Origin of the sequence: Pseudomonas sp. AMR01, assembly GCF_041946035.1 — a bacterium.
In the GTDB taxonomy this organism is placed as follows: domain Bacteria; phylum Pseudomonadota; class Gammaproteobacteria; order Pseudomonadales; family Pseudomonadaceae; genus Aquipseudomonas; species Aquipseudomonas antarctica_B.
Map to the genome: position 1 here is coordinate 44,489 of NZ_JAUTYR010000001.1, position 18,982 is coordinate 63,470.

The 18,982-nt window shown below is 61.2% G+C and carries 12 protein-coding genes and 2 pseudogenes; 12 read left to right on the plus strand and 2 right to left on the minus strand.

Features of this window, described 5'->3' with window-relative positions; genetic code table 11:
• Positions 1–110: 110 nt before the first annotated feature.
• Complete coding sequence (locus Q7C20_RS00190) at positions 111–2,507, plus strand: UvrD-helicase domain-containing protein (protein ID WP_375064833.1); 2,397 nt, start codon at positions 111–113, stop codon at positions 2,505–2,507.
• 169 nt (positions 2,508–2,676) lie between these two features.
• On the opposite strand, the gene Q7C20_RS00195 is transcribed toward Q7C20_RS00190, so the two are convergent.
• Complete coding sequence (locus tag Q7C20_RS00195) at positions 2,677–2,949, minus strand: DUF1652 domain-containing protein (protein ID WP_078742337.1); 273 nt, start codon at positions 2,947–2,949, stop codon at positions 2,677–2,679.
• Between the two features lie 174 nt (positions 2,950–3,123).
• Here Q7C20_RS00195 and Q7C20_RS00200 point away from each other — a divergent pair.
• The 10 genes and pseudogenes from Q7C20_RS00200 to Q7C20_RS00245 all read left to right on the plus strand — a co-directional run.
• A pseudogene (locus Q7C20_RS00200) lies at positions 3,124–3,204 on the plus strand (DUF4440 domain-containing protein); the annotation flags it as partial.
• Positions 3,201–3,353, plus strand: a pseudogene (locus tag Q7C20_RS00205) (spermidine/putrescine ABC transporter substrate-binding protein PotF); the annotation flags it as partial. The pseudogenes Q7C20_RS00200 and Q7C20_RS00205, both read left to right, overlap by 4 nt.
• Before the next feature lie 740 nt (positions 3,354–4,093).
• On the plus strand, positions 4,094–5,527 hold the full coding sequence (locus Q7C20_RS00210) for a serralysin family metalloprotease (protein WP_375064283.1): 1,434 nt from the start codon (positions 4,094–4,096) through the stop codon (positions 5,525–5,527).
• Positions 5,528–5,575: 48 nt separating this feature from the next.
• On the plus strand, positions 5,576–5,944 hold the full coding sequence (locus Q7C20_RS00215; protein WP_348057148.1) for a protease inhibitor Inh/omp19 family protein: 369 nt from the start codon (positions 5,576–5,578) through the stop codon (positions 5,942–5,944).
• 103 nt (positions 5,945–6,047) lie between these two features.
• A complete protein-coding gene (locus Q7C20_RS00220) occupies positions 6,048–7,799 on the plus strand; it encodes a type I secretion system permease/ATPase (protein ID WP_375064285.1) in 1,752 nt (583 codons plus the stop codon).
• A complete protein-coding gene (locus Q7C20_RS00225) occupies positions 7,796–9,097 on the plus strand; it encodes an HlyD family type I secretion periplasmic adaptor subunit (RefSeq protein WP_375064287.1) in 1,302 nt (433 codons plus the stop codon). The genes Q7C20_RS00220 and Q7C20_RS00225 overlap by 4 nt, the downstream gene beginning before the upstream one ends.
• 2 nt (positions 9,098–9,099) lie before the next feature.
• The gene (locus tag Q7C20_RS00230; RefSeq protein ID WP_375064289.1) at positions 9,100–10,434 is read left to right on the plus strand and encodes a TolC family outer membrane protein; all 1,335 of its coding nucleotides are present in this window, start codon (positions 9,100–9,102) and stop codon (positions 10,432–10,434) included.
• Between the two features lie 30 nt (positions 10,435–10,464).
• On the plus strand, positions 10,465–13,422 hold the full coding sequence (locus Q7C20_RS00235) for an autotransporter domain-containing protein (RefSeq protein WP_375064291.1): 2,958 nt from the start codon (positions 10,465–10,467) through the stop codon (positions 13,420–13,422).
• Positions 13,423–13,590: 168 nt separating this feature from the next.
• Positions 13,591–16,698: an autotransporter domain-containing protein gene (locus Q7C20_RS00240; protein WP_375064293.1), complete on the plus strand. Its 3,108-nt coding sequence runs from the start codon at positions 13,591–13,593 to the stop codon at positions 16,696–16,698.
• A gap of 107 nt (positions 16,699–16,805) precedes the next feature.
• Positions 16,806–18,236 (plus strand): lipase, encoded by a 1,431-nt coding sequence (locus Q7C20_RS00245; protein ID WP_375064295.1) that lies wholly within the window; start codon positions 16,806–16,808, stop codon positions 18,234–18,236.
• 15 nt (positions 18,237–18,251) lie between these two features.
• On the opposite strand, the gene Q7C20_RS00250 is transcribed toward Q7C20_RS00245, so the two are convergent.
• Complete coding sequence (locus Q7C20_RS00250) at positions 18,252–18,503, minus strand: hypothetical protein (RefSeq protein ID WP_375064296.1); 252 nt, start codon at positions 18,501–18,503, stop codon at positions 18,252–18,254.
• A gap of 176 nt (positions 18,504–18,679) precedes the next feature.
• Here Q7C20_RS00250 and Q7C20_RS00255 point away from each other — a divergent pair, with 176 nt between their 5' ends.
• The gene (locus tag Q7C20_RS00255) at positions 18,680–18,832 is read left to right on the plus strand and encodes a hypothetical protein (RefSeq protein WP_348057164.1); all 153 of its coding nucleotides are present in this window, start codon (positions 18,680–18,682) and stop codon (positions 18,830–18,832) included.
• Positions 18,833–18,982: the final 150 nt, after the last annotated feature.

The following is an 18,982-nucleotide window of genomic DNA, read 5'->3' on the forward strand; positions in this document are numbered from 1 at the left end:
GCGTCGATTCCGGCGACCATGGCGCATTCGCCAAAACCATCCTCATCGCTGGAGTCCGCGTGTCGCAACACAACTCTGAACTGCCTCCCGAATTGCGCCCACTGGCAGAAATGCCGCTGTTAAAACGGCTGGCCGCTCGCCTGTTTGGCCACGGTCTGACGCGTTTGCGCGCCCAGCACCGGTTTTCCTGGTTGCATGGTCAGGCTGACGGCTTTCGCAGCGGGCACGAAGCAGGCGTTGAGTATGGCTATCAAGAGGGCAAGGCTGACGGCATCGAGGAAGGCCGGCAGGTGTTGCTGATCCGCGACTTCCGCCCGGACGAGCACCGCGCGCCGGGGGTGGATGACAGCCTGTTCGATGATTGGCGCCTGCCGCTGAGCGCCGACGTGAAAAAGCGCATGAAGGCTGACGTGGCGCGTTTGCTGCCAGCCCATGCCCAGCCCAGCGCCGCGCAATGGAAGATGATCTTCAGCGACACGCCTTCGACCTCAGTCATTGCCGGCGCCGGTGCCGGTAAATCGACCTCGCTGGTGCTGCGTATCCTGCTGCTGACCCATTACCTGGGCTTTGAACTCAGCTCGATGACCGTGGTGACCTTCACCCGCGAGTCGCGCAAAGACTTCATCAACAAGCTCATGAAGATTCTCGGCCTGTGGGGCCAACCCCTTGGTTTCAAAGAAGCCCAAGCCGTGGTGCGTACCTTTCACTCACGCATTCTGCCCATGGTGCGTAGCCTGCCTGGGTTCGAGCGGCTGCAAGCCTTTGAAAACCTCGGCAGCGGTGTGGAAGACGCGGACAGCAACCCGTTCGACCTGCGCATCAGCGATGCTCAGCGCCAACTCATGAACGCCTGCTATCACCGGCTGCATGGTCGCCATGCGCGTTTTCGCGAACTGATCACGCCTCTGGCCCGCCATGGCCTGCAACTCAAGGAGTTGGAACGCGACCATCCGGACGTACAGAAGCGCATCGCAGTGACCGAACTGGCCGCCAAGCGCGACGAAGAACTGTGCGATGTGATCGAAGACCTGTGGTTGCGCGCCGGTGCCTGGCCGATCAAGGGCATTGAGCCCAGCCGCCAGACCTTCGAAATCAACGGCGCGCAGTTTCACTGCCATGGCTATGTCCCTGAACTGGATGCCTGGGTGGTCCTGGGCTTCGACCCTCGGGAAAACCCCCAGATCAGTCGGCCGAACTCGAAACTGTCGGTGCGCGCAGAATGGGCGGTCAAGCGCACCCTGTTTCAAGCTTTCTGTCGTAAGCCATTGATATGGATAGATAGTTACGAGTCATCAAAACGTCTTTTAAGCAGCCTGGCGGGCGAGGCCGCTGCCGGGCCTGGCTTTGATTACAAGGTTAAAGGCGAACTGACGTCGGCGCCGTTGCTGGACAGTTTCGTGATGGCTGCGGGGTTTATCGAAAACCTCGGGCTGGATGTGCCGACGGCTGTTGGCCAAATGAGCTTCGCCAAGGACGACCCGGACCGCTACTACTTTGAAGCCTTGAGTATTTTCTGGAAGGCGCTGGAGGACCATTTGCTCGACCAGTCGCCGCCGGTCATGACCTACAACCGAATGTTCTCGCTGTTCGGCGAAAACACCCCGGAAAACCTCAAGCTGCTCAGCGACCCGTTGCTGCGGCCAATGTCGCACTTGATGATCGATGAATTCCAGGACGTCTCGCCGCAGATCGTCTCGTGGGTTCGCGCCAGCCTGCGTGAAATCCGCAGCCGTGGCCCGGCGATGCACGTGGGCCGAGGTGCGCAGCGGTCATCCCTGCTGTGCGTGGGGGACGACTGGCAGTCGATTTACGGTTGGCGCGGCAGTTCGCCCAAGTACTTCATGGAATTCAACAAGGAGTTCGTGTCGCCGAGCACCACACGCGTGATGCTGAGCGAGAACTACCGCAGTCACCAGCACATCATTGACGCCGCCGAACATATCGTGCGCGCGGCCCCGGCGATTACCGGCAAGAAGGCCAAGGCCAGTGGAGTACCCAAGGCGTTGGTGCCGGTTACGGTACTTGAGCGGGACGATGCCGCGCTGGGTCGCCAACTGCTGGAGCACTATCAGAAGGGTGATTCGGTGTTAATGCTGTATCGAAAAAGTAGCGATAAGCTGTTGATCCAAGAGCATATACAGTCAGTAGTTAATGTGGATTCCAGCTTGCCGCCACAGTCCCGCAGGTTGAAACAACTGACGTATCACAGTGCCAAGGGTCTGCAGGCGGACGCGGTTTTTCTGCTGGGCGATTGTCAGCACCTCACCAGCTCGCCTTACAAGAACCAGGCCTACCGCATGGCTGGCCTGGGCAACAGCGGCGACAGCGAACCGTACGACACGGCCCAAAAAGACGAAGTGCTGCGCCTGGCCTACGTCGGGATAACCCGGGCCGTGAGCCATTGCTATTGGTATGTGGAAAAGCCGGAAGGTCAGGGCGTGAATGTGCCCAGGGCGTCGGAGCGGGTCGATGGCAAGAAGCCGTTCTTCGACGATCGGCGCCGCTAGAAAGCGAACGCAGTACCCCTGTGGGAGCGGCGTTGTGTGGGAGCTGGCTTGCCTGCGATAGCATCAACCGGGTGAGGCTGATACACCGAGGTGCCTGCATCGCAGGCAAGCCAGCTCCCACACAAGCCCGCTCCCACATTTAGAGAGTTGTTGCCAGACTAATTTGCAATTAGGCCCGCAACGACAGCGGCGGCACAAAACACTCCAGCTCATCTTCCACCGCCTCGATGATCCGCTCTACATCGGCGGCGTTCATCACGGTGGCGCAAGGGATGCCGGCGATGGCAATCAGCGTCTCGCCGCTGGCGCGGTCAAACAGGCGGGCAACCATGCTGCCGGGGGCGTCCATACTCCCCTCGAAGCCCATCGGATGAAAATGCCAGCGCATCAGCTGGCAAGCGTTGGGAAATGTGACTTTATTCATGTTGCCCACCTGTTTCATTGAGCGCTTCCTTTGGCTCGCGGCAGGGCCAGACCTTCACTGGTCATGGCGTCGACAAAGTTCAAAATAGCACCCGATCCTGCGCCAGCGGTGGGTTTTTTCGCTCCGTTGGGCGGTTCTTTTCCAGTGCCTTGATGTGAGTCATATCCTGAGCAAATTCAGGCAAAAGGCCATGTGCGTGACGGGCTGATCTGGCGAGTTAATGAATACGCATTGCTGGTGCACGAACAGCCGACCCAGACAATGCGCCCTACGTGCACTACGCCAACGGCAACAGCGCAGCCGACAGCCTGGGGGGCCCGAGCCCGGAAATGATGGGCAAGCTGTTTGCACTGGAGGCGATGCCGTTGAATGTCGACCGTATTCGCACGCGGGTGTGGAACACCATTCGGACCGGCAGATAGGCGTAACACCGAACTCATGTGGGAGCTGAGTTGCTGTGGCGAGTGAGCTTTTTATGGCAAGTGAGCTTGTTGTGGCCAGCGGCCTTGTTGTGGCGAGCGGGCTTGCCCCGCGTTGGGCTGCGAAGCAGCCCCAATCAGACTGAACGCGGTGTATCAGGTTGTACTCCATCGCCTGGTTTCAGGGCCGCTTCGCGCCCCAACGCGGGGCAAGCCCGCTCGCCACAACAAGCCCGTTCGCCACAACAAGCCGCTCACCACAACAGATCCACTTGCCACAACAAGCCCGTCTGCCACAAGAAGCCTGTTTGCCACAACAACCCCGCTTTGCACCGTTGTTGCATACCCCAAATCAGATAGGACTATGTCCCGGAAATAGGGGTCAAGTTTAATAACTAGTGTAAATAGTGGCTCTTTAATGTTGCCAATGACACCGTGACAATACATTGGATCCATTATCTAAGTGCGCCGCCCAACAACGGCGGCTTCAGCGCTATTTAATATTTAAATATCAGTGCGCAGAATTCTTTCGACCAAAACCAGTTACCCCCAATAAACATTGCGCGCGACTTCCTCAAGTTGAATCCACGTCACATTTTCAGCACGGAAATATGTGTAGACGAAAGATTTCAAGTTGTGTCAGTTTCGATACGCCTTCAAAAGAGGCGAGTGATAGGACGATCTCGCCCGCGAGGTTCCTATCGATCAAAGACTGATGCACTTGCAAACAAGGAAGTACGTTTATGTCAAAAGTAAAAGACAAAGCTATTGTTTCTGCTGCGCAAGCCAGCACTGCTTACTCGCAAATCGATAGCTTCAGCCATCTGTACGACCGTGGCGGTAACCTCACGGTCAATGGCAAGCCGTCCTACACCGTGGACCAGGCAGCGACCCAGCTGCTGCGTGATGGCGCCGCGTTTCGGGACGCTGATGGCAACGGCAAGATCGATCTGACCTACACCTTCCTGACCTCGGCGTCCTCGGCCACCATGAACAAACATGGCATCTCCGGGTTCAGCCAGTTCAACACCCAGCAGAAAGCACAGGCCGCGCTGGCCATGCAATCCTGGGCGGATGTCGCCAAAGTGACCTTTACCGAAAAGGCCACCGGCGGTGACGGGCACATGACCTTCGGCAACTACAGCAGTGGCCAGGACGGCGCGGCGGCCTTCGCCTACCTGCCCGGCACCGGTGCAGGCTACGACGGCACGTCGTGGTACCTGACCAACAACAGCTACACGCCGAACAAAACCCCGGACCTGAACAACTATGGCCGCCAGACCCTGACCCACGAAATCGGCCACACCCTGGGCCTGGCTCACCCTGGCGACTACAACGCCGGGAATGGCAACCCAACCTACAACGACGCGACCTATGGACAGGACACGCGCGGCTACAGCCTCATGAGCTACTGGAGCGAGAGCAACACCAACCAGAACTTCAGCAAAGGCGGGGTTGAGGCTTACGCTTCCGGCCCGCTGATCGACGACATTGCCGCGATCCAGAAGCTCTACGGTGCCAACTACGCCACCCGCGCCAGCGACACCACCTACGGGTTCAACTCCAACACCGGGCGTGATTTCCTCAGCGCCACCTCCAACGCCGACAAACTGGTGTTCTCGGTGTGGGACGGTGGCGGCAACGACACCCTGGACTTCTCCGGTTTCACCCAGAACCAGAAGATCAACCTCAATGAGACCTCGTTCTCCGACGTTGGCGGCTTGGTGGGCAACGTGTCCATCGCCAAAGGCGTGACCATCGAGAACGCCTTCGGGGGTGCGGGTAACGACCTGATCATCGGCAACAACGCCGCCAACCTGATCAAAGGCGGGGCCGGCAACGACCTCATCTACGGCGGTGGCGGTGCGGACCAACTGTGGGGCGGCGCCGGCAGCGACACCTTCGTGTACGGTGCCAGCTCCGACTCCAAGCCGGGTGCAGCCGACAAGATCTTTGACTTCACCTCGGGTTCGGACAAGATCGACCTGTCCGGTATCACCAAGGGTGCAGGCCTGACCTTCGTCAATGCGTTCACCGGGCATGCCGGCGATGCTGTGCTGAGCTATGCCTCGGGTACCAACCTGGGCACCTTGGCTGTCGACTTCTCGGGTCACGGCGTGGCGGATTTCCTCGTCACTACCGTCGGCCAGGCAGCCGTCAGCGACATCGTGGCGTAATGTAAAACGCGCGGCGCTCCGGCGCCGCGCTACGGGATGGAGCCCCAAATGCCGCGTTTTTCTCATTTGATCGCCTGTGTTACACAGGTGTTGTTCGTGTCGGCAGGAGCCCAAGCAATGGCGAGCAGTCTCGTATTACCCACTACCGCCCAATTGGCCGGGCACTGGGAGTTGAAGCAACAGGGTCAGGTCTGCGCGCTCGACCTGCTGGAGCAGGCAAACGCCTTGGCCGGCGATGTGGCCTGCGTCGAACAATGGCTGGGCGATAAGCCCCTGACGTGGTCGCCCACCCCGGACGGCATCTGGTTGATGAATGCCGAAGGCAGCGGCATTACCCATTTAAATCGCCAGAAAGAAGGCGAATATAAGGGCCGCACGCCGTCAGGCACAGAAGTTGTACTGCAACGAACGCCCTGATTAACAGTTATAACCTTATAACTTGATTTATTAGTTGGCCGTCCCTTATTCAGGGGCTTGGGCAACTATTGCGCGTCATTCGCTTCAAGGAAGAAAAAAACATATGGCGAAGTCCCGTGCCGTCGCGCCCTTATTCAAGGCGTTGGGTGAATACAAGAGCATTTTGATCAGTGTTGGCTGCTTCACGGCATTAATTAACCTGCTGATGCTGGTGCCGTCCATTTACATGCTGCAAGTGTATGACCGTGTGCTGTCCTCCCAGAATGAAACCACCCTGGTGATGTTGACGCTGATGGTCGTGGGCTTCTTTGCCTTTATCGGCACGCTGGAAGTCGTTCGCAGTTTTATCGTGATCCGTATCGGCAGCCAGTTGGAGCGGCGTTTCAACTTGCGCGTGTACAAGGCCGCCTTTGAACGTAATTTGAAAAGTGGGCAAGGGCACGCTGGGCAATCCCTGGGCGACCTGACTCATATCCGCCAATTCATCACCGGCCCGGCGCTGTTCGCGTTTTTCGATGCGCCGTGGTTTCCGATCTATTTGTTCGTGATTTTCCTGTTCAACATGTGGCTCGGGGTGTTGGCGACGGCGGGGGCGGTGCTGTTGATCGCACTGGCATGCCTCAACGAATACCTGACCAAAAAGCCGTTGGGCGAGGCCAGCGGTTTTTCCCAGCAGTCCACACAGTTGGCCACCAGCCACTTGCACAACGCCGAGACCATTCAGGCCATGGGCATGCTTGGCGCGCTGCGCACACGCTGGTTTGCCGTGCATTCGCAATTTCTCGGTTTGCAGAACACGGCGAGTGACACCGGTTCGGTGATCACATCGCTGAGCAAGAGCCTGCGCCTGTGCTTGCAGTCTTTGGTGTTGGGCTTGGGTGCCTTTCTGGTGATCAAGGGCGAAATGACCGCCGGGATGATGATTGCCGGTTCCATTCTCATGGGCCGTGTGCTCAGCCCCATCGACCAACTGATTGCCGTGTGGAAGCAGTGGAGTTCGGCCAAGCTGGCGTACCAGCGGCTTGACGAATTACTGCGCGAATTCCCGCCTGAAGCCGAGCAGATGGCATTGCCGGCGCCACAGGGCCACGTGAGTTTCGAGCAAGTCAGCGCGGGCCCGCCGGGCAAGCGTATGGCGACGTTGCATCAGGTGAGCTTCAACCTCGGCGCGGGCGAAGTGCTCGGCGTGCTGGGCGCCTCGGGCTCGGGCAAATCAACCCTGGCCCGTGTGCTGGTGGGCGTGTGGCCAACACTGGGCGGTACCGTGCGGCTGGACGGCGCCGATATCCATCGCTGGGACCGCGATGACCTCGGCCCGCATATCGGCTACCTGCCCCAGGACATCGAACTGTTCAGCGGCAGCATTGCCGACAACATCGCGCGCTTTCGTGATGCCGACCCTGCGCGGGTCGTGCAGGCGGCGCAACAAGCTGGCGTGCATGAACTGATCCTGCGCCTGCCTCAAGGTTACGACACCGTGCTGGGCGACAACGGCGGCGGCCTGTCGGGCGGCCAGAAACAACGGGTTGCCCTGGCCCGCGCGCTGTATGGCGGGCCGCGCCTGATCGTGCTGGATGAACCCAACTCCAACCTCGACACCGTCGGCGAGGCCGCGCTGGCCAGCGCCATCATGCAGATGAAAGCCCAGGGCAGCAGTGTGGTGTTGGTCACCCACCGTTCCTCGGCGTTGGCCCAGGCTGACAAGTTGCTGGTGCTGAACGAAGGCCGTTTGCAGGCGTTCGGGCCAAGCCAGGAAGTGCTGCGCGCGTTGTCCGGGCAACAAGAAGCCCCTCGAGAAAAGGCTGGCGTGAGCCTTAGCCGTCAGTATTCAGCCGGAAGGAATCCAGGCGCATGAACAGCCTTACTTTTGAACAGCGTGACGCCGGGTTTTTCGTAAAAATGGGCTGGCTGCTGACGATCGTCGGCGCCGGTGGCTTCTTCCTCTGGGCCAGCCTGGCGCCCCTGGACCAGGGCATCCCGGTGCAGGGCACGGTGGTGGTGTCCGGCAAGCGCAAGGCCGTACAAACCTTCAGCCCCGGCGTGGTCAGCCGGATTCTGGTGAAGGAGGGCGAGTTGGTAAAGCAAGGCCAGCCGCTGTTTCGTCTGGACCAGACCCAGAACAAGGCCGACGTGCAGTCCCTGCAAGCCCAGTACCGCATGGCCTGGGCCAGCGTGGCACGCTGGCAGAGCGAGCGTGACAACCTTTCCAGCATCACCTTTCCCGCCGAGTTGAGCGCCAACCCAGACCCTGCGCTTGCGCTGGTACTGGAAGGCCAGCGCCAACTGTTCAGCAGCCGCCGCGAAGCTTTTGCCCGTGAACAGGCGGGGATCCGCGCGAACATCGAAGGCGCCACCTCGCAACTGGGCGGCATGCGCCGCGCTCGCAGTGATTTGTCGAACCAGGCCCAATCCCTGCGTGATCAGTTGGCCAACCTGCAGCCCTTGGCCGACAACGGCTATATCCCGCGCAATCGCTTGCTTGATTACCAGCGTCAACTGTCCCAGGTGCAACAAGACCTGGCGCAGAACGCTGGCGAGAGCGGCCGAGTGGAGCAGGGCATTCTGGAATCACGCCTGAAGTTGCAACAGCACGGCGAGGAATATCAGAAGGAAGTGCGCAGCCAACTGGCCGACGCGCAACTGCGCAGCCTGACCCTGGAGCAGCAACTCACCTCAGCGGGCTTTGACCTGCAACACAGCGAAATCAACGCGCCGGCCGACGGTATTGCGGTCAACCTGGGCGTGCACACCGAAGGCGCCGTGGTGCGTGCCGGTGAAACCCTGCTGGAAATCGTGCCCCAGGGCACACGCCTGGAAGTCGAAGGGCATCTGCCGGTGCACCTGGTGGATAAGGTCGGCGCACATTTGCCGGTAGATATCCTGTTTACCGCCTTCAACCAGAGCCGCACGCCACGCGTGCCGGGTGAAGTCAGCCTGATTTCCGCCGACCAGATGCTCGACGAAAAAACCGGCCAGCCGTATTACGTACTGCGCACCACCGTCAGCGAGGACGCGCTGGCCAAACTCCACGGCCTGGTGATCAAACCCGGCATGCCCGCCGAGATGTTCGTGCGCACCGGCGAGCGCTCCTTGCTCAATTACCTGTTCAAGCCGCTGCTCGATCGCGCCGGCTCCGCGTTGACCGAGGAATGAGCATGAAGTCAGTGTTCATTTCCCTGCTGTTGGCATGTGGCAGTGCCCAAGCGGCCATGGGCCCATTCGATGTGTACGAGCAAGCCTTGCGCAACGATCCGGTGTTTCTGGGCGCCATCAAGGAACGCGACGCGGGCCTGGAAAACCGCACCATCGGCCGCGCCGGGTTGCTGCCCAAGCTGTCGTACAACTACAACAAGGGCCGCAACAATTCCGAAGCGCACCTGCCGGACGGGCGCGGTGGCAGCTATCGGGATGACCGTAATTACAACAGCTACGGTTCAACCTTCAGCCTGCAACAGCCGCTGTTCGATTACGAAGCCTATGCCAACTACCGCAAGGGCGTGGCGCAGGCGCTGTTTGCCGATGAAAGCTTTCGCGACAAGAGCCAGGCGTTGCTGGTGCGGGTGTTGAGCTATTACACCCAGGCGCTGTTTGCTCAGGACCAGATCGACATCGCCCGCGCCAAGAAGAAGGCTTACGAGCAGCAATTCCAGCAAAACCAGCACCTGTTCAAGCAGGGCGAGGGCACGCGGACCGACATTCTGGAGGCCGAATCGCGTTATGAACTGGCCACCGCCGAAGAGATCCAGGCGCTGGATGAACAGGATGCGTCCTTGCGGGAATTGGGCGCGCTGATCGGCGTGCAAAGCGTCAACATCAACGACCTCGCGCCGCTGAACCAGAGCTTTGCCGCCTTCACCCTGACCCCGGCCAATTACGACACCTGGCATGAATTGGCGATCAGCAATAACCCGACCCTCGCGTCCCAGCGTCAGGCCGTGGAAATAGCGCGGTATGAGGTCGAGCGCAATCGCTCCGGGCACCTGCCCAAAATCACCGCCTACGCCAGCTCGCGCAAACAAGAGTCGGACAGCGGCAACACCTATAACCAGCGCTACGACACCAACACCATCGGCATCGAAGTCAGCATGGCGCTGTATGCCGGTGGCGGTATCTCGGCCTCCACCCGCCAGGCCAGCCGTGGCATGGAACAGGCCGAGTACGAGCTGGAAGGCAAGACCCGCGAAACCCTGATCGAGCTGCGTCGCCAATTCAGCGCCTGCCTGTCGGGCGTGAGCAAGCTGCGCGCCTACCAAAAAGCCCTGACCTCCGCCGAAGCGCTGGTGGTGTCGACCAAGCAAAGCATCCTCGGCGGCGAGCGCGTCAACCTCGATGCGCTGAACGCCGAGCAGCAGCTTTACAGCACCCGCCGCGACCTGGCGCAGGCGCGTTATGACTACCTGATGGCCTGGACCAAATTGCACTACTACGCGGGCAACTTGCGCGACACCGAGCTGGCCAAGGTGGATGAGGCTTTCGGCCCGGTGAAATGAGCCCGTATAAAAACAATAAGGATGGTTTAAATGATCACCGATTCACCACGCTTCAAACCCTTCACCGCAGGCTCGTTGCTGCTGTTGTCCGTTGCGGCACAGGCGGCTTACACCGAGACCGGCCAGCCGGGTAACCCCGCCAGCTGGCGTTCCGCCGAGTTCCAGAGTGACTGGGGCCTGGGTCGCATGAAGGCAGATGAAGCCTACGCCGCCGGCATCACTGGCAGTGGTGTCAAAATCGGCGCCCTGGATTCGGGCTTTGATCCCACGCACCCGGAAGCCTCCAAAGAGCGTTTTCACGCGGTCACCGCCACTGGCACTTATGTCGATGGCAGCGCTTTCAGCACCACCGGAGCACTGAACCCCAACAACGACTCCCACGGCACCCACGTCACCGGCACCATGGGCGCGGCGCGCGACGGCGTGGGCATGCATGGCGTGGCCTACAACGCGCAAGTCTATGTGGGCAATACCAACGCCAACGACAGCTTCCTGTTTGGCCCGACGCCGGACCCCAAATACTTCAAGACGGTGTACAGCGCCCTGGTGGATTCCGGCGTGCGTGCGATCAACAACAGTTGGGGCAGCCAGCCGCCGAATGTCAGCTACCAGACCCTCGGCGACCTGCACGCGGCCTATGCCCAGCATTACAACAAAGGCACCTGGCTGGATGCGGCGGCGGACGTGGCCAAGGCGGGCGTAATCAACGTATTCAGCGCCGGCAACAGTGGTTACGCCAACGCCAGCGTGCGTTCGGCGCTGCCGTATTTTCAGCCGGAGCTGGAGGGCCACTGGCTCGCCGTGTCGGGGCTGGACAAGGCCAATAACCAGAAATACAACAAGTGCGGCATCGCCAAGTACTGGTGCATTTCCACCCCCGGTGCGCTGATCAACAGCACCATTCCTGGCGGTGGCTATGGCGTGAAATCCGGCACCTCAATGTCGGCGCCCCATGCTACCGGCGCGCTGGCGCTGGTGATGGAGCGCTACCCGTACATGACCAACGAGCAAGCGTTGCAGGTGCTGTTGACCACCGCGACCCAGCTCGACGGCTCGATCACTCAGGCGCCGAATGCCATTGTTGGTTGGGGCGTGCCGGACCTGGGCCGCGCAATGCGCGGGCCGGGGCAATTGCTCGGTGCCATGAACGTGAATCTGGCCGCAGGGCAGGGCGATGTGTGGAGCAATGGCATCACCGATCAGGCCTTGATTCAGCGCCAGGCAGAAGACCGCGCCGAGCACGCCGCGTGGCAGCAAACGCTGATCGACAAGGGTTGGCAAAACGGCGTGGGCGCGGCTGCCAGCCAGCAGGATCAAACCGATTACGCCGTCGGCACGGCGCGTGACTTGGCTGGCGCGAGCCGCGTGTATGAAGGCAGCCTGATCAAATCCGGCGCGGGCAGTTTGGTGTTGAGCGGCGACAGCACCTATCGCGGCGCCACCACTGTTAACGGCGGCTTATTGGCCGTGAACGGCTCGCTGACCTCGGCGGTGACCGTGAACAACAGCGGCACCCTCGGTGGCGCCGGGCGTATTGGCGCGTTGACGGTGAACAACGGCGGCACCGTGGCGCCGGGCAATTCAGTGGGCACCTTGCAGGTGGCGGGTGATGTAAATCTGGGCGCAGGGTCCACTTATGCCGTGGAACTCACGCCTGCCAGCAGCGACCGGATTATTGCAGGCGGCAAGGCAGTTCTGGGCGGTGGCACCGTGACCCTGGCGCTGGAAAACAGCCCGACCTTGCTCAGCCAAAGCCAGGCCCAAAGCCTGATCGGCCGCCAATACAGCATCCTGCAAGCGGCGGGCGGCATTCAGGGGCAGTTCGGGCAAGTGCTGCCTGACTACCTGTTCATCGGCGGCTCGCTCGACTACGCGGCCAATGGCGTGCAGCTCAATGTGGGGCGCAACGACACCGCCTTCGCCAGCGTCGCCGCCAATCGTAACCAGCGCAATGTCGCAGCCGCCGCCGAGCAATTGGGCGCGGGCAACCCGGTGTACGAAAGCGTGCTGCAGTCGGATTCCATCGCCACCGCGCAACAGGGTTTACAGCAGCTCTCCGGTGAAATCTATCCGGCGATTGGCGCGATGCTGATCAACGACAGCCTGCAATTGCGCGATGCCGTGGGCGAACGCCTGCGTCATGTGCCGGTCACCGGTGAAAGCAACCTGTGGCTCAAGGCGCTCGGCGCGTGGGGCAAGGCCGACAGCCGCAGCGAGACGGCAGGTTCCACCACCTCCATCGGCGGCCTGCTGGCCGGTGTGGACGGCGCGCTGGACGAGCAAACCCGCGTGGGTGTGGTCGCCGGCTACAGCGACAGCTCACTGAACATGGGCAGCGGCACGCATTCGTCGGCCTCCGTCGACAGCTACCACTTCGGCGCGTACGCCGGGCGTGAACTGGGCGACTGGCGCGTCAGCGTCGGCGGTGCCTACAGCTGGCATCGCGGCGACGTGAAACGTGACCTGCAATACGGCGAAGTCAGCGGCAAGCAAAAAGCCAAACTGGACGCGCGCACGGCGCAGTTGTTTACCGAGGCCGCTTACCGCATTCACCTGCAACCCCTGGCGCTGGAACCGTTCGCCAACCTCGCTTACGTGCACCTGGACAGTGATTCGTTCCACGAAAAAGGCGATGCCGCCGCGCTGGAACGCGGCAGCGATCGACGTGATGCGCTGCTCGGCACCCTCGGTGTACGGGCGATGAAAACCCTTCCCTTGAATGACCACCAGCGGCTGGAACTGTCCGGCTCGCTGGGCTGGCAGCACAGCCTGACCGCTGTTGAGTCCGAGGAGCACCTGGGGTTTGTCGCGGGCGGGCCGTCGTTTGCGGTGCGCAGTACGCCGTTGCTGCGTGATGCCGCGCTGGTGGGTCTGCAGGCCAGCCTGGCGCTCAGCCCGAGCACCCGGGTGAACCTGGATTACAACGGCCAGTTGGGTGGCCGCGAGAAAACCCAAGGCGTGGGCTTGAGCCTGAACTGGCAGTTCTAAATCCAACACGATCGTTCCCACGCTCTGCGTGGGAATGCCTCTTGTGACGCTCTGCGTCACGCTTTGGACGCGGAGCGTCCTGGGCTGCATTCCCACGCGGAGCGTGGGAACGATCATGAACGAGATGATTTTCAAATAAGTGCAATAAGAAAACTAAGGAAGGTCACCGTGAACAAACGCAAGTCAGGGTTAACTATCGCCACTCACACAGGCCCGGGCTACCCGCTCAAGGCCTTGAGCTGCGTGCCATACGGCGCGCTGCTGTGCTGCCTGGCAAGCCTGGGGACCGCCCAGGCCGCACCCTATGTGGAAACCGGAAAACTGGGCGACGCCGCCAGTTGGCGCAGCAACGAGTTCAAGGCCGATTGGGGCCTGGGCGCGGTGCATGCAGACGACGCCTACGCTGCCGGCTACACCGGCAAGGACGTGAAGCTGGGTATCTTCGACCAGCCGGTGTACGCCCAGCACCCGGAATTCGCCAGCCCAAACAAAGTGGTGACGGTGGTCACCGAGGGCATTCGCCAATACACCGACCCGTACATCCCGGTGAAGGCGGGCGATGCGTTCCGGTATGACGGCACGCCGTCCAAAGACTCCAACGGCAAGTTGGGTAACCACGGCACTCACGTCGGCGGTATTGCCGCCGGTAACCGCGATGGCGGGCCGATGCACGGCGTGGCGTTCAACGCGCAAATCATCACCGCAGAAAACGGCGACCCGGGGCCGGAAGACGGGATCATCCTTGGCAACGACGGTGCGGTGTACAAGGCCGGCTGGGACGGGCTGGTCGCCAACGGCGCGCGGATTATCAACAACAGCTGGGGCATCGGCATCGGCGATCAGTATGCCAAGGGCGGTCGCGATCCGGCCTTTCCGAACTTCACGGTGAATGAAGCACAGGCCCAGTTCAACGTCATCCGGCCGCTCCTCGGCACCCTCGCCGGCGGTGCTTATCAGGGGGCAATCGATGCGGCGCGCAGTGGCGTGCTGACCATTTTTGCGGCGGGCAACGACTACAACCTGAACAACCCGGATGCGATGTCGGGCCTGGCGTACTTTGTGCCGGAGATCGCGCCGAACTGGCTGTCGGTCGCAGCCTTGCAGCAAAACCCGAACACCGCGAGCCCTGATCCCTACGTGATCAGCACGTTCTCTACGCGCTGTGGTTATGCGGCAAGCTTTTGCGTGTCGGCGCCGGGCACCAAAATCTTCAGCTCGATCATCAACGGCACCGACCTGAACAACCTCACCAATGACTGGGCCAACAAGAACGGCACGTCCATGGCCGCGCCCCATGTGGCCGGCGCTGCGGCAGTGCTGATGGAGCGCTTCCCGTACATGAGCGGCGACCAGATCTCCACGCTGCTCAAAACCACTGCCACCGACCTCGGCGCGCCGGGCATTGATTCGCTGTACGGCTGGGGCATGATCAACCTGGGCAAGGCGGTCAACGGGCCGGGAATGTTCGTCACCGCTGAAGATATCCCGGCCGAGTTCCGCATCGACGGTGCGTATGGCAGTGGGCAGTTTGTCGCCGACTTGCCAGGGGTTGGCGCTGTGGTGGACGCCGGCAAGCCGACTCAGCGCCTGTGCACCGACGTGCATTGCGGGCGCGATGTGTGGAGCAATAACATCGCCGGGCACGGCGGCCTGACCAAGCAAGGTATTGGCACGCTGGTGCTGACCGGCACCAACACCTACAGCGGTCCGACCCTGGTCAACCAGGGCTTGCTGGCGATTAACGGGTCGCTCACCTCCGACGTTACCGTCAGCCAGAGTGGCGTGCTGGGCGGCTCCGGGCGCATCGGTTCACTGAGCGCGAAAAGCGGCGGCACCGTGGCGCCGGGCAACTCCATCGGCACGCTGAATGTGGCGGGCAACGTCACCTTCGACGCGGGCTCGACCTACGCGGTGGAATTGTCGCCGACAAGCAGCGACCGCATCGTCGCGGGCGGAACCGCCACGCTCAACGGCGGCACCGTGACCCTGGCCCTGGAAAACAGCCCGACGCTGTTGACCAATGCCCAGGCGCAGAGCCTGATCGGTCGTCAGTACAGCATCCTGCAAGCAGCGGGCGGGGTGACCGGCAGCTTTGCGGCGGTGGTGCCGAACTACCTGTTTGTGGGGGGCACGTTGAACTACGCGCCGACCGGCGTGCAGCTGGATGTGGTGCGTACCAACAGCTTTGCCAGTGTGGCCACCACGCCAAACCAGCGTGCCGTGGCAGCGGCTGCCGACCAGTTGGGCGCAGGTAACGCGGTGTATGAAAGCCTGCTGCTGGCGCCGACGGCGGCCTCGGCACAAGGGGCCTTCCAGCAACTCTCCGGTGAAGTTTACCCGGCGCTGGAAAGCGCGCTGGTCAACGACAGCCGCTACGTGCGTGAAGCCGTGGGCGAGCGCCTGCGCAATGGCGAGATGGGCGCGAGCAGCCAAACTGTCGACAGCCGTGGCAACGTCTGGGTCAAGGCGTTGGGCGCCTGGGGCAAGACCGATAGCCGCAGCGACACGGCGGGCTACACCACGTCCATCGGCGGCATGCTCGCGGGTGTGGACGGTGCGCTCGACGAGTCAACGCGCATTGGTCTCGTGGCGGGTTACAGCGATACGTCGCTGAACATGGGCAGTGACACCCACAGCCGCGCCTCGGTGGACAGCTACCACTTTGGCGCGTACGCCGGCCATGAAATCGGCGCCTTGCGTTTGAGTGGTGGCGCGACCTACAGCTGGCACCGCGCTGACGTAAAACGTGACCTGCAATACGGCAACGTCGCCGGCAAGCAGAAAGCCAAAGTCGACGCGACCAGCACTCAGGTGTTTGGTGAAGCGGCGTACCGCGTGAACCTGCAACCGCTGGCACTGGAACCGTTCGCCAACCTGGCTTACGTGCACCTGAACACCGATGGTTTCACCGAGAAGGGTGATGCTGCCGCGCTCAAAGGCCACGACGATACCCGCGATGTGGTGCTGAGCACCTTGGGTGTGCGCGCCCTGAAAACCTTCAATGTGAATGACCATCAGCAGCTTGAAGTGTCCGGCACCCTGGGCTGGCAGCACAACCTGAGCAGCACCGATTCGGAGCAGCACCTGGCGTTTGCCTCGGGCGGGCCGTCGTTTGCGGTGGAAAGTGCGCCGATGGTGCGTGATGCGGCGTTGGTCGGTGCACGGGTGAGCCTGGCGTTGAGCAAAGACGCACGGCTGAACTTTGACTACAACGGTTTGCTCGCAAGCAAGGACAAGGTGCACGGGGTGGGGTTGAGCCTCGACTGGGCGTTCTAAAAAAACTGTGTGTGGGAGCTGGCCAGCTCCCACACACGTCCTGTTCCCAAACAAGCTAATCAGTGTTTTCGCTTTCTCTACAAATCCAACAAAAGAGAGGCACTACCATGGGTATCTTTGACTATAAAAACCTCGGAACCGAGGGCTCAAAAGCGTTGTTCGCCGATGCCATGGCGATCACGTTGTATTCCTACCACAACCTGGATAACGGCTTTGCCGTAGGCTATCAGCACAACGGCCTGGGGCTTGGCTTGCCGGCCACGCTGGTGGGTGCGCTGCTTGGCAGTACGGATTCACAAGGTGTGATTCCCGGCATTCCCTGGAACCCCAACTCGGAAAAAGCCGCGCTTGATGCGGTGCACAAAGCCGGGTGGACGCCGATCAGTGCCAGCACCCTGGGCTACGGCGGCAAGGTGGATGCGCGGGGGACGTTCTTTGGCGAAAAAGCCGGCTACACCACGGCGCAGGTCGAGGTGCTGGGCAAATACGACGGTGCGGGCACGTTGCTGGAAATCGGCATCGGCTTTCGCGGTACTTCGGGACCTCGGGAAACCCTGATCAGCGACTCCATCGGCGACCTGATCAGCGATTTGCTCGCGGCCCTGGGGCCTAAGGATTATGCGAAAAACTATTCCGGTGAAGCGTTTGGCGGCTTGCTCAAAAACGTCGCTGACTATGCCAGCGCTCACGGTCTGAGCGGCAAGGACGTGGTGGTCAGTGGCCACAGCCTGGGCGGGCTGGCGGTCAACAGCATGGCGGACTTGAGTAGCCAAAAATGGTCGGGCTTCTACAAGGATGCCAACTACGTGGCCTATGCCTCGCCGACCCAAAGCGCCAGCGACAAGGTGCTGAACATCGGCTACGAGAACGACCCGGTGTTCCGCGCGCTGGACGGCTCATCCGTTAATCTGTCGTCGCTGGGCGTGCACGACAAAGCCCATGAGTCGACCACCGACAATATCGTCAATTTCAACGACCACTACGCCTCGACGCTGTGGAATGCGCTGCCGTTTTCCATCGTCAACCTGCCAACCTGGGTCTCGCACTTGCCCACCGGCTATGGCGACGGCATGACGCGGATTCTCGAATCGGGCTTCTACGACCAGATGACCCGTGACTCCACGGTGATCGTCGCCAACCTGTCCGATCCGGCGCGGGGCAACACCTGGGTGCAGGACCTCAACCGCAACGCCGAGCCTCACAAGGGCAACACCTTCATCATCGGCAGCAACGGCAATGACCTGATCCAGGGCGGCAAGGGCGCCGACTTTATCGAAGGCGGCAAAGGCAACGACACGATCCGCGACAACAGTGGGCATAACACCTTTCTGTTCAGCGGCCACTTCGGCAATGACCGCGTGATTGGCTACCAGGCCAGCGACAAGCTGGTGTTCAAGGATGTAGAGGGGAGCACTGCGCTGCGTGACCACGCGAAAGTGGTCGGCGCCGATACAGTGCTCACCTTTGGCGCCGACTCGGTGACGCTGGTGGGCGTCGGGCAGGGCGGCTTGTGGGCGGATGGGATTTCCATCAGCTGATAAAACCCGCAGCCCCTACCAGCCGCGGTGCCAGTACGGCCGGTGGGGGTAGCCATAACCATATCCGTAGACGTGATGCGGGTAGTAATAAGGCCGTGGCGCGTAGCCCCAATGCCCGTAATACACGGGCGGCGGGCCTTGCACCACGACCACCCGTGGCGGCTCGCGAATGATGATGGTGTCGGCAAACGCCGGCGCGCTCGCCAGCGCTGCCAGGGTCAGGGGGATCAGAAAAAGGGCGCGTAGTGCTCGGGGCATGCGTGCCATGGCAGTGGTTCTCCGTTCTGCGCCTTCAGAGATGAAGGCGGCTTGACGGTTAAACGGCGCAGCGCAGGAAATCCTTCGGTAAATAAAACTTCACTGAACACGGCGACGGATTGCAGCGGCTCAGACGTTCAATCACTAACCGCGAGAGGGTTCGCGCGTCATGTGAGGAGCTGAATATGTCCCGACTTCGATTACTGCTGTGCGCCCTGGTACTGCTGGGGCTCGGTGGATGTGCGGTGTACCCGGCCTACCCAGGCCCGTGCTGCTACCGCCCGTACTACCATTCGTACTATTACCATCCCTACTATCACCCGTATTACCGTTATTGAGCGACAGCCTGGGTAGAACAGGCAATAAGCCCCCCCCCTGTGGCGAGCGGGCTTGCCCCGCGTTGGGCTGCGAAGCAGCCCCAAAAGGAAGAATGCGGTGAGTCAGGCATTCTTCGGCTACTGGTTTTGGGGCTGCTTCGCAGCCCAACG

Coding starts and splice junctions, on each gene's coding strand:
- Q7C20_RS00245 (WP_375064295.1), top strand. CDS start 16,806: ATGGGTATCTTTGACTATAAAAACCTCGGAACCGAGGGCTCAAAAGCG.
- Q7C20_RS00230 (WP_375064289.1), top strand. CDS start 9,100: ATGAAGTCAGTGTTCATTTCCCTGCTGTTGGCATGTGGCAGTGCCCAA.
- Q7C20_RS00220 (WP_375064285.1), top strand. CDS start 6,048: ATGGCGAAGTCCCGTGCCGTCGCGCCCTTATTCAAGGCGTTGGGTGAA.
- Q7C20_RS00235 (WP_375064291.1), top strand. CDS start 10,465: ATGATCACCGATTCACCACGCTTCAAACCCTTCACCGCAGGCTCGTTG.
- Q7C20_RS00250 (WP_375064296.1), bottom strand. CDS start 18,503: ATGGCACGCATGCCCCGAGCACTACGCGCCCTTTTTCTGATCCCCCTG.
- Q7C20_RS00225 (WP_375064287.1), top strand. CDS start 7,796: ATGAACAGCCTTACTTTTGAACAGCGTGACGCCGGGTTTTTCGTAAAA.
- Q7C20_RS00255 (WP_348057164.1), top strand. CDS start 18,680: ATGTCCCGACTTCGATTACTGCTGTGCGCCCTGGTACTGCTGGGGCTC.
- Q7C20_RS00215 (WP_348057148.1), top strand. CDS start 5,576: ATGCCGCGTTTTTCTCATTTGATCGCCTGTGTTACACAGGTGTTGTTC.
- Q7C20_RS00195 (WP_078742337.1), bottom strand. CDS start 2,949: ATGAAACAGGTGGGCAACATGAATAAAGTCACATTTCCCAACGCTTGC.
- Q7C20_RS00210 (WP_375064283.1), top strand. CDS start 4,094: ATGTCAAAAGTAAAAGACAAAGCTATTGTTTCTGCTGCGCAAGCCAGC.
- Q7C20_RS00190 (WP_375064833.1), top strand. CDS start 111: ATGCCGCTGTTAAAACGGCTGGCCGCTCGCCTGTTTGGCCACGGTCTG.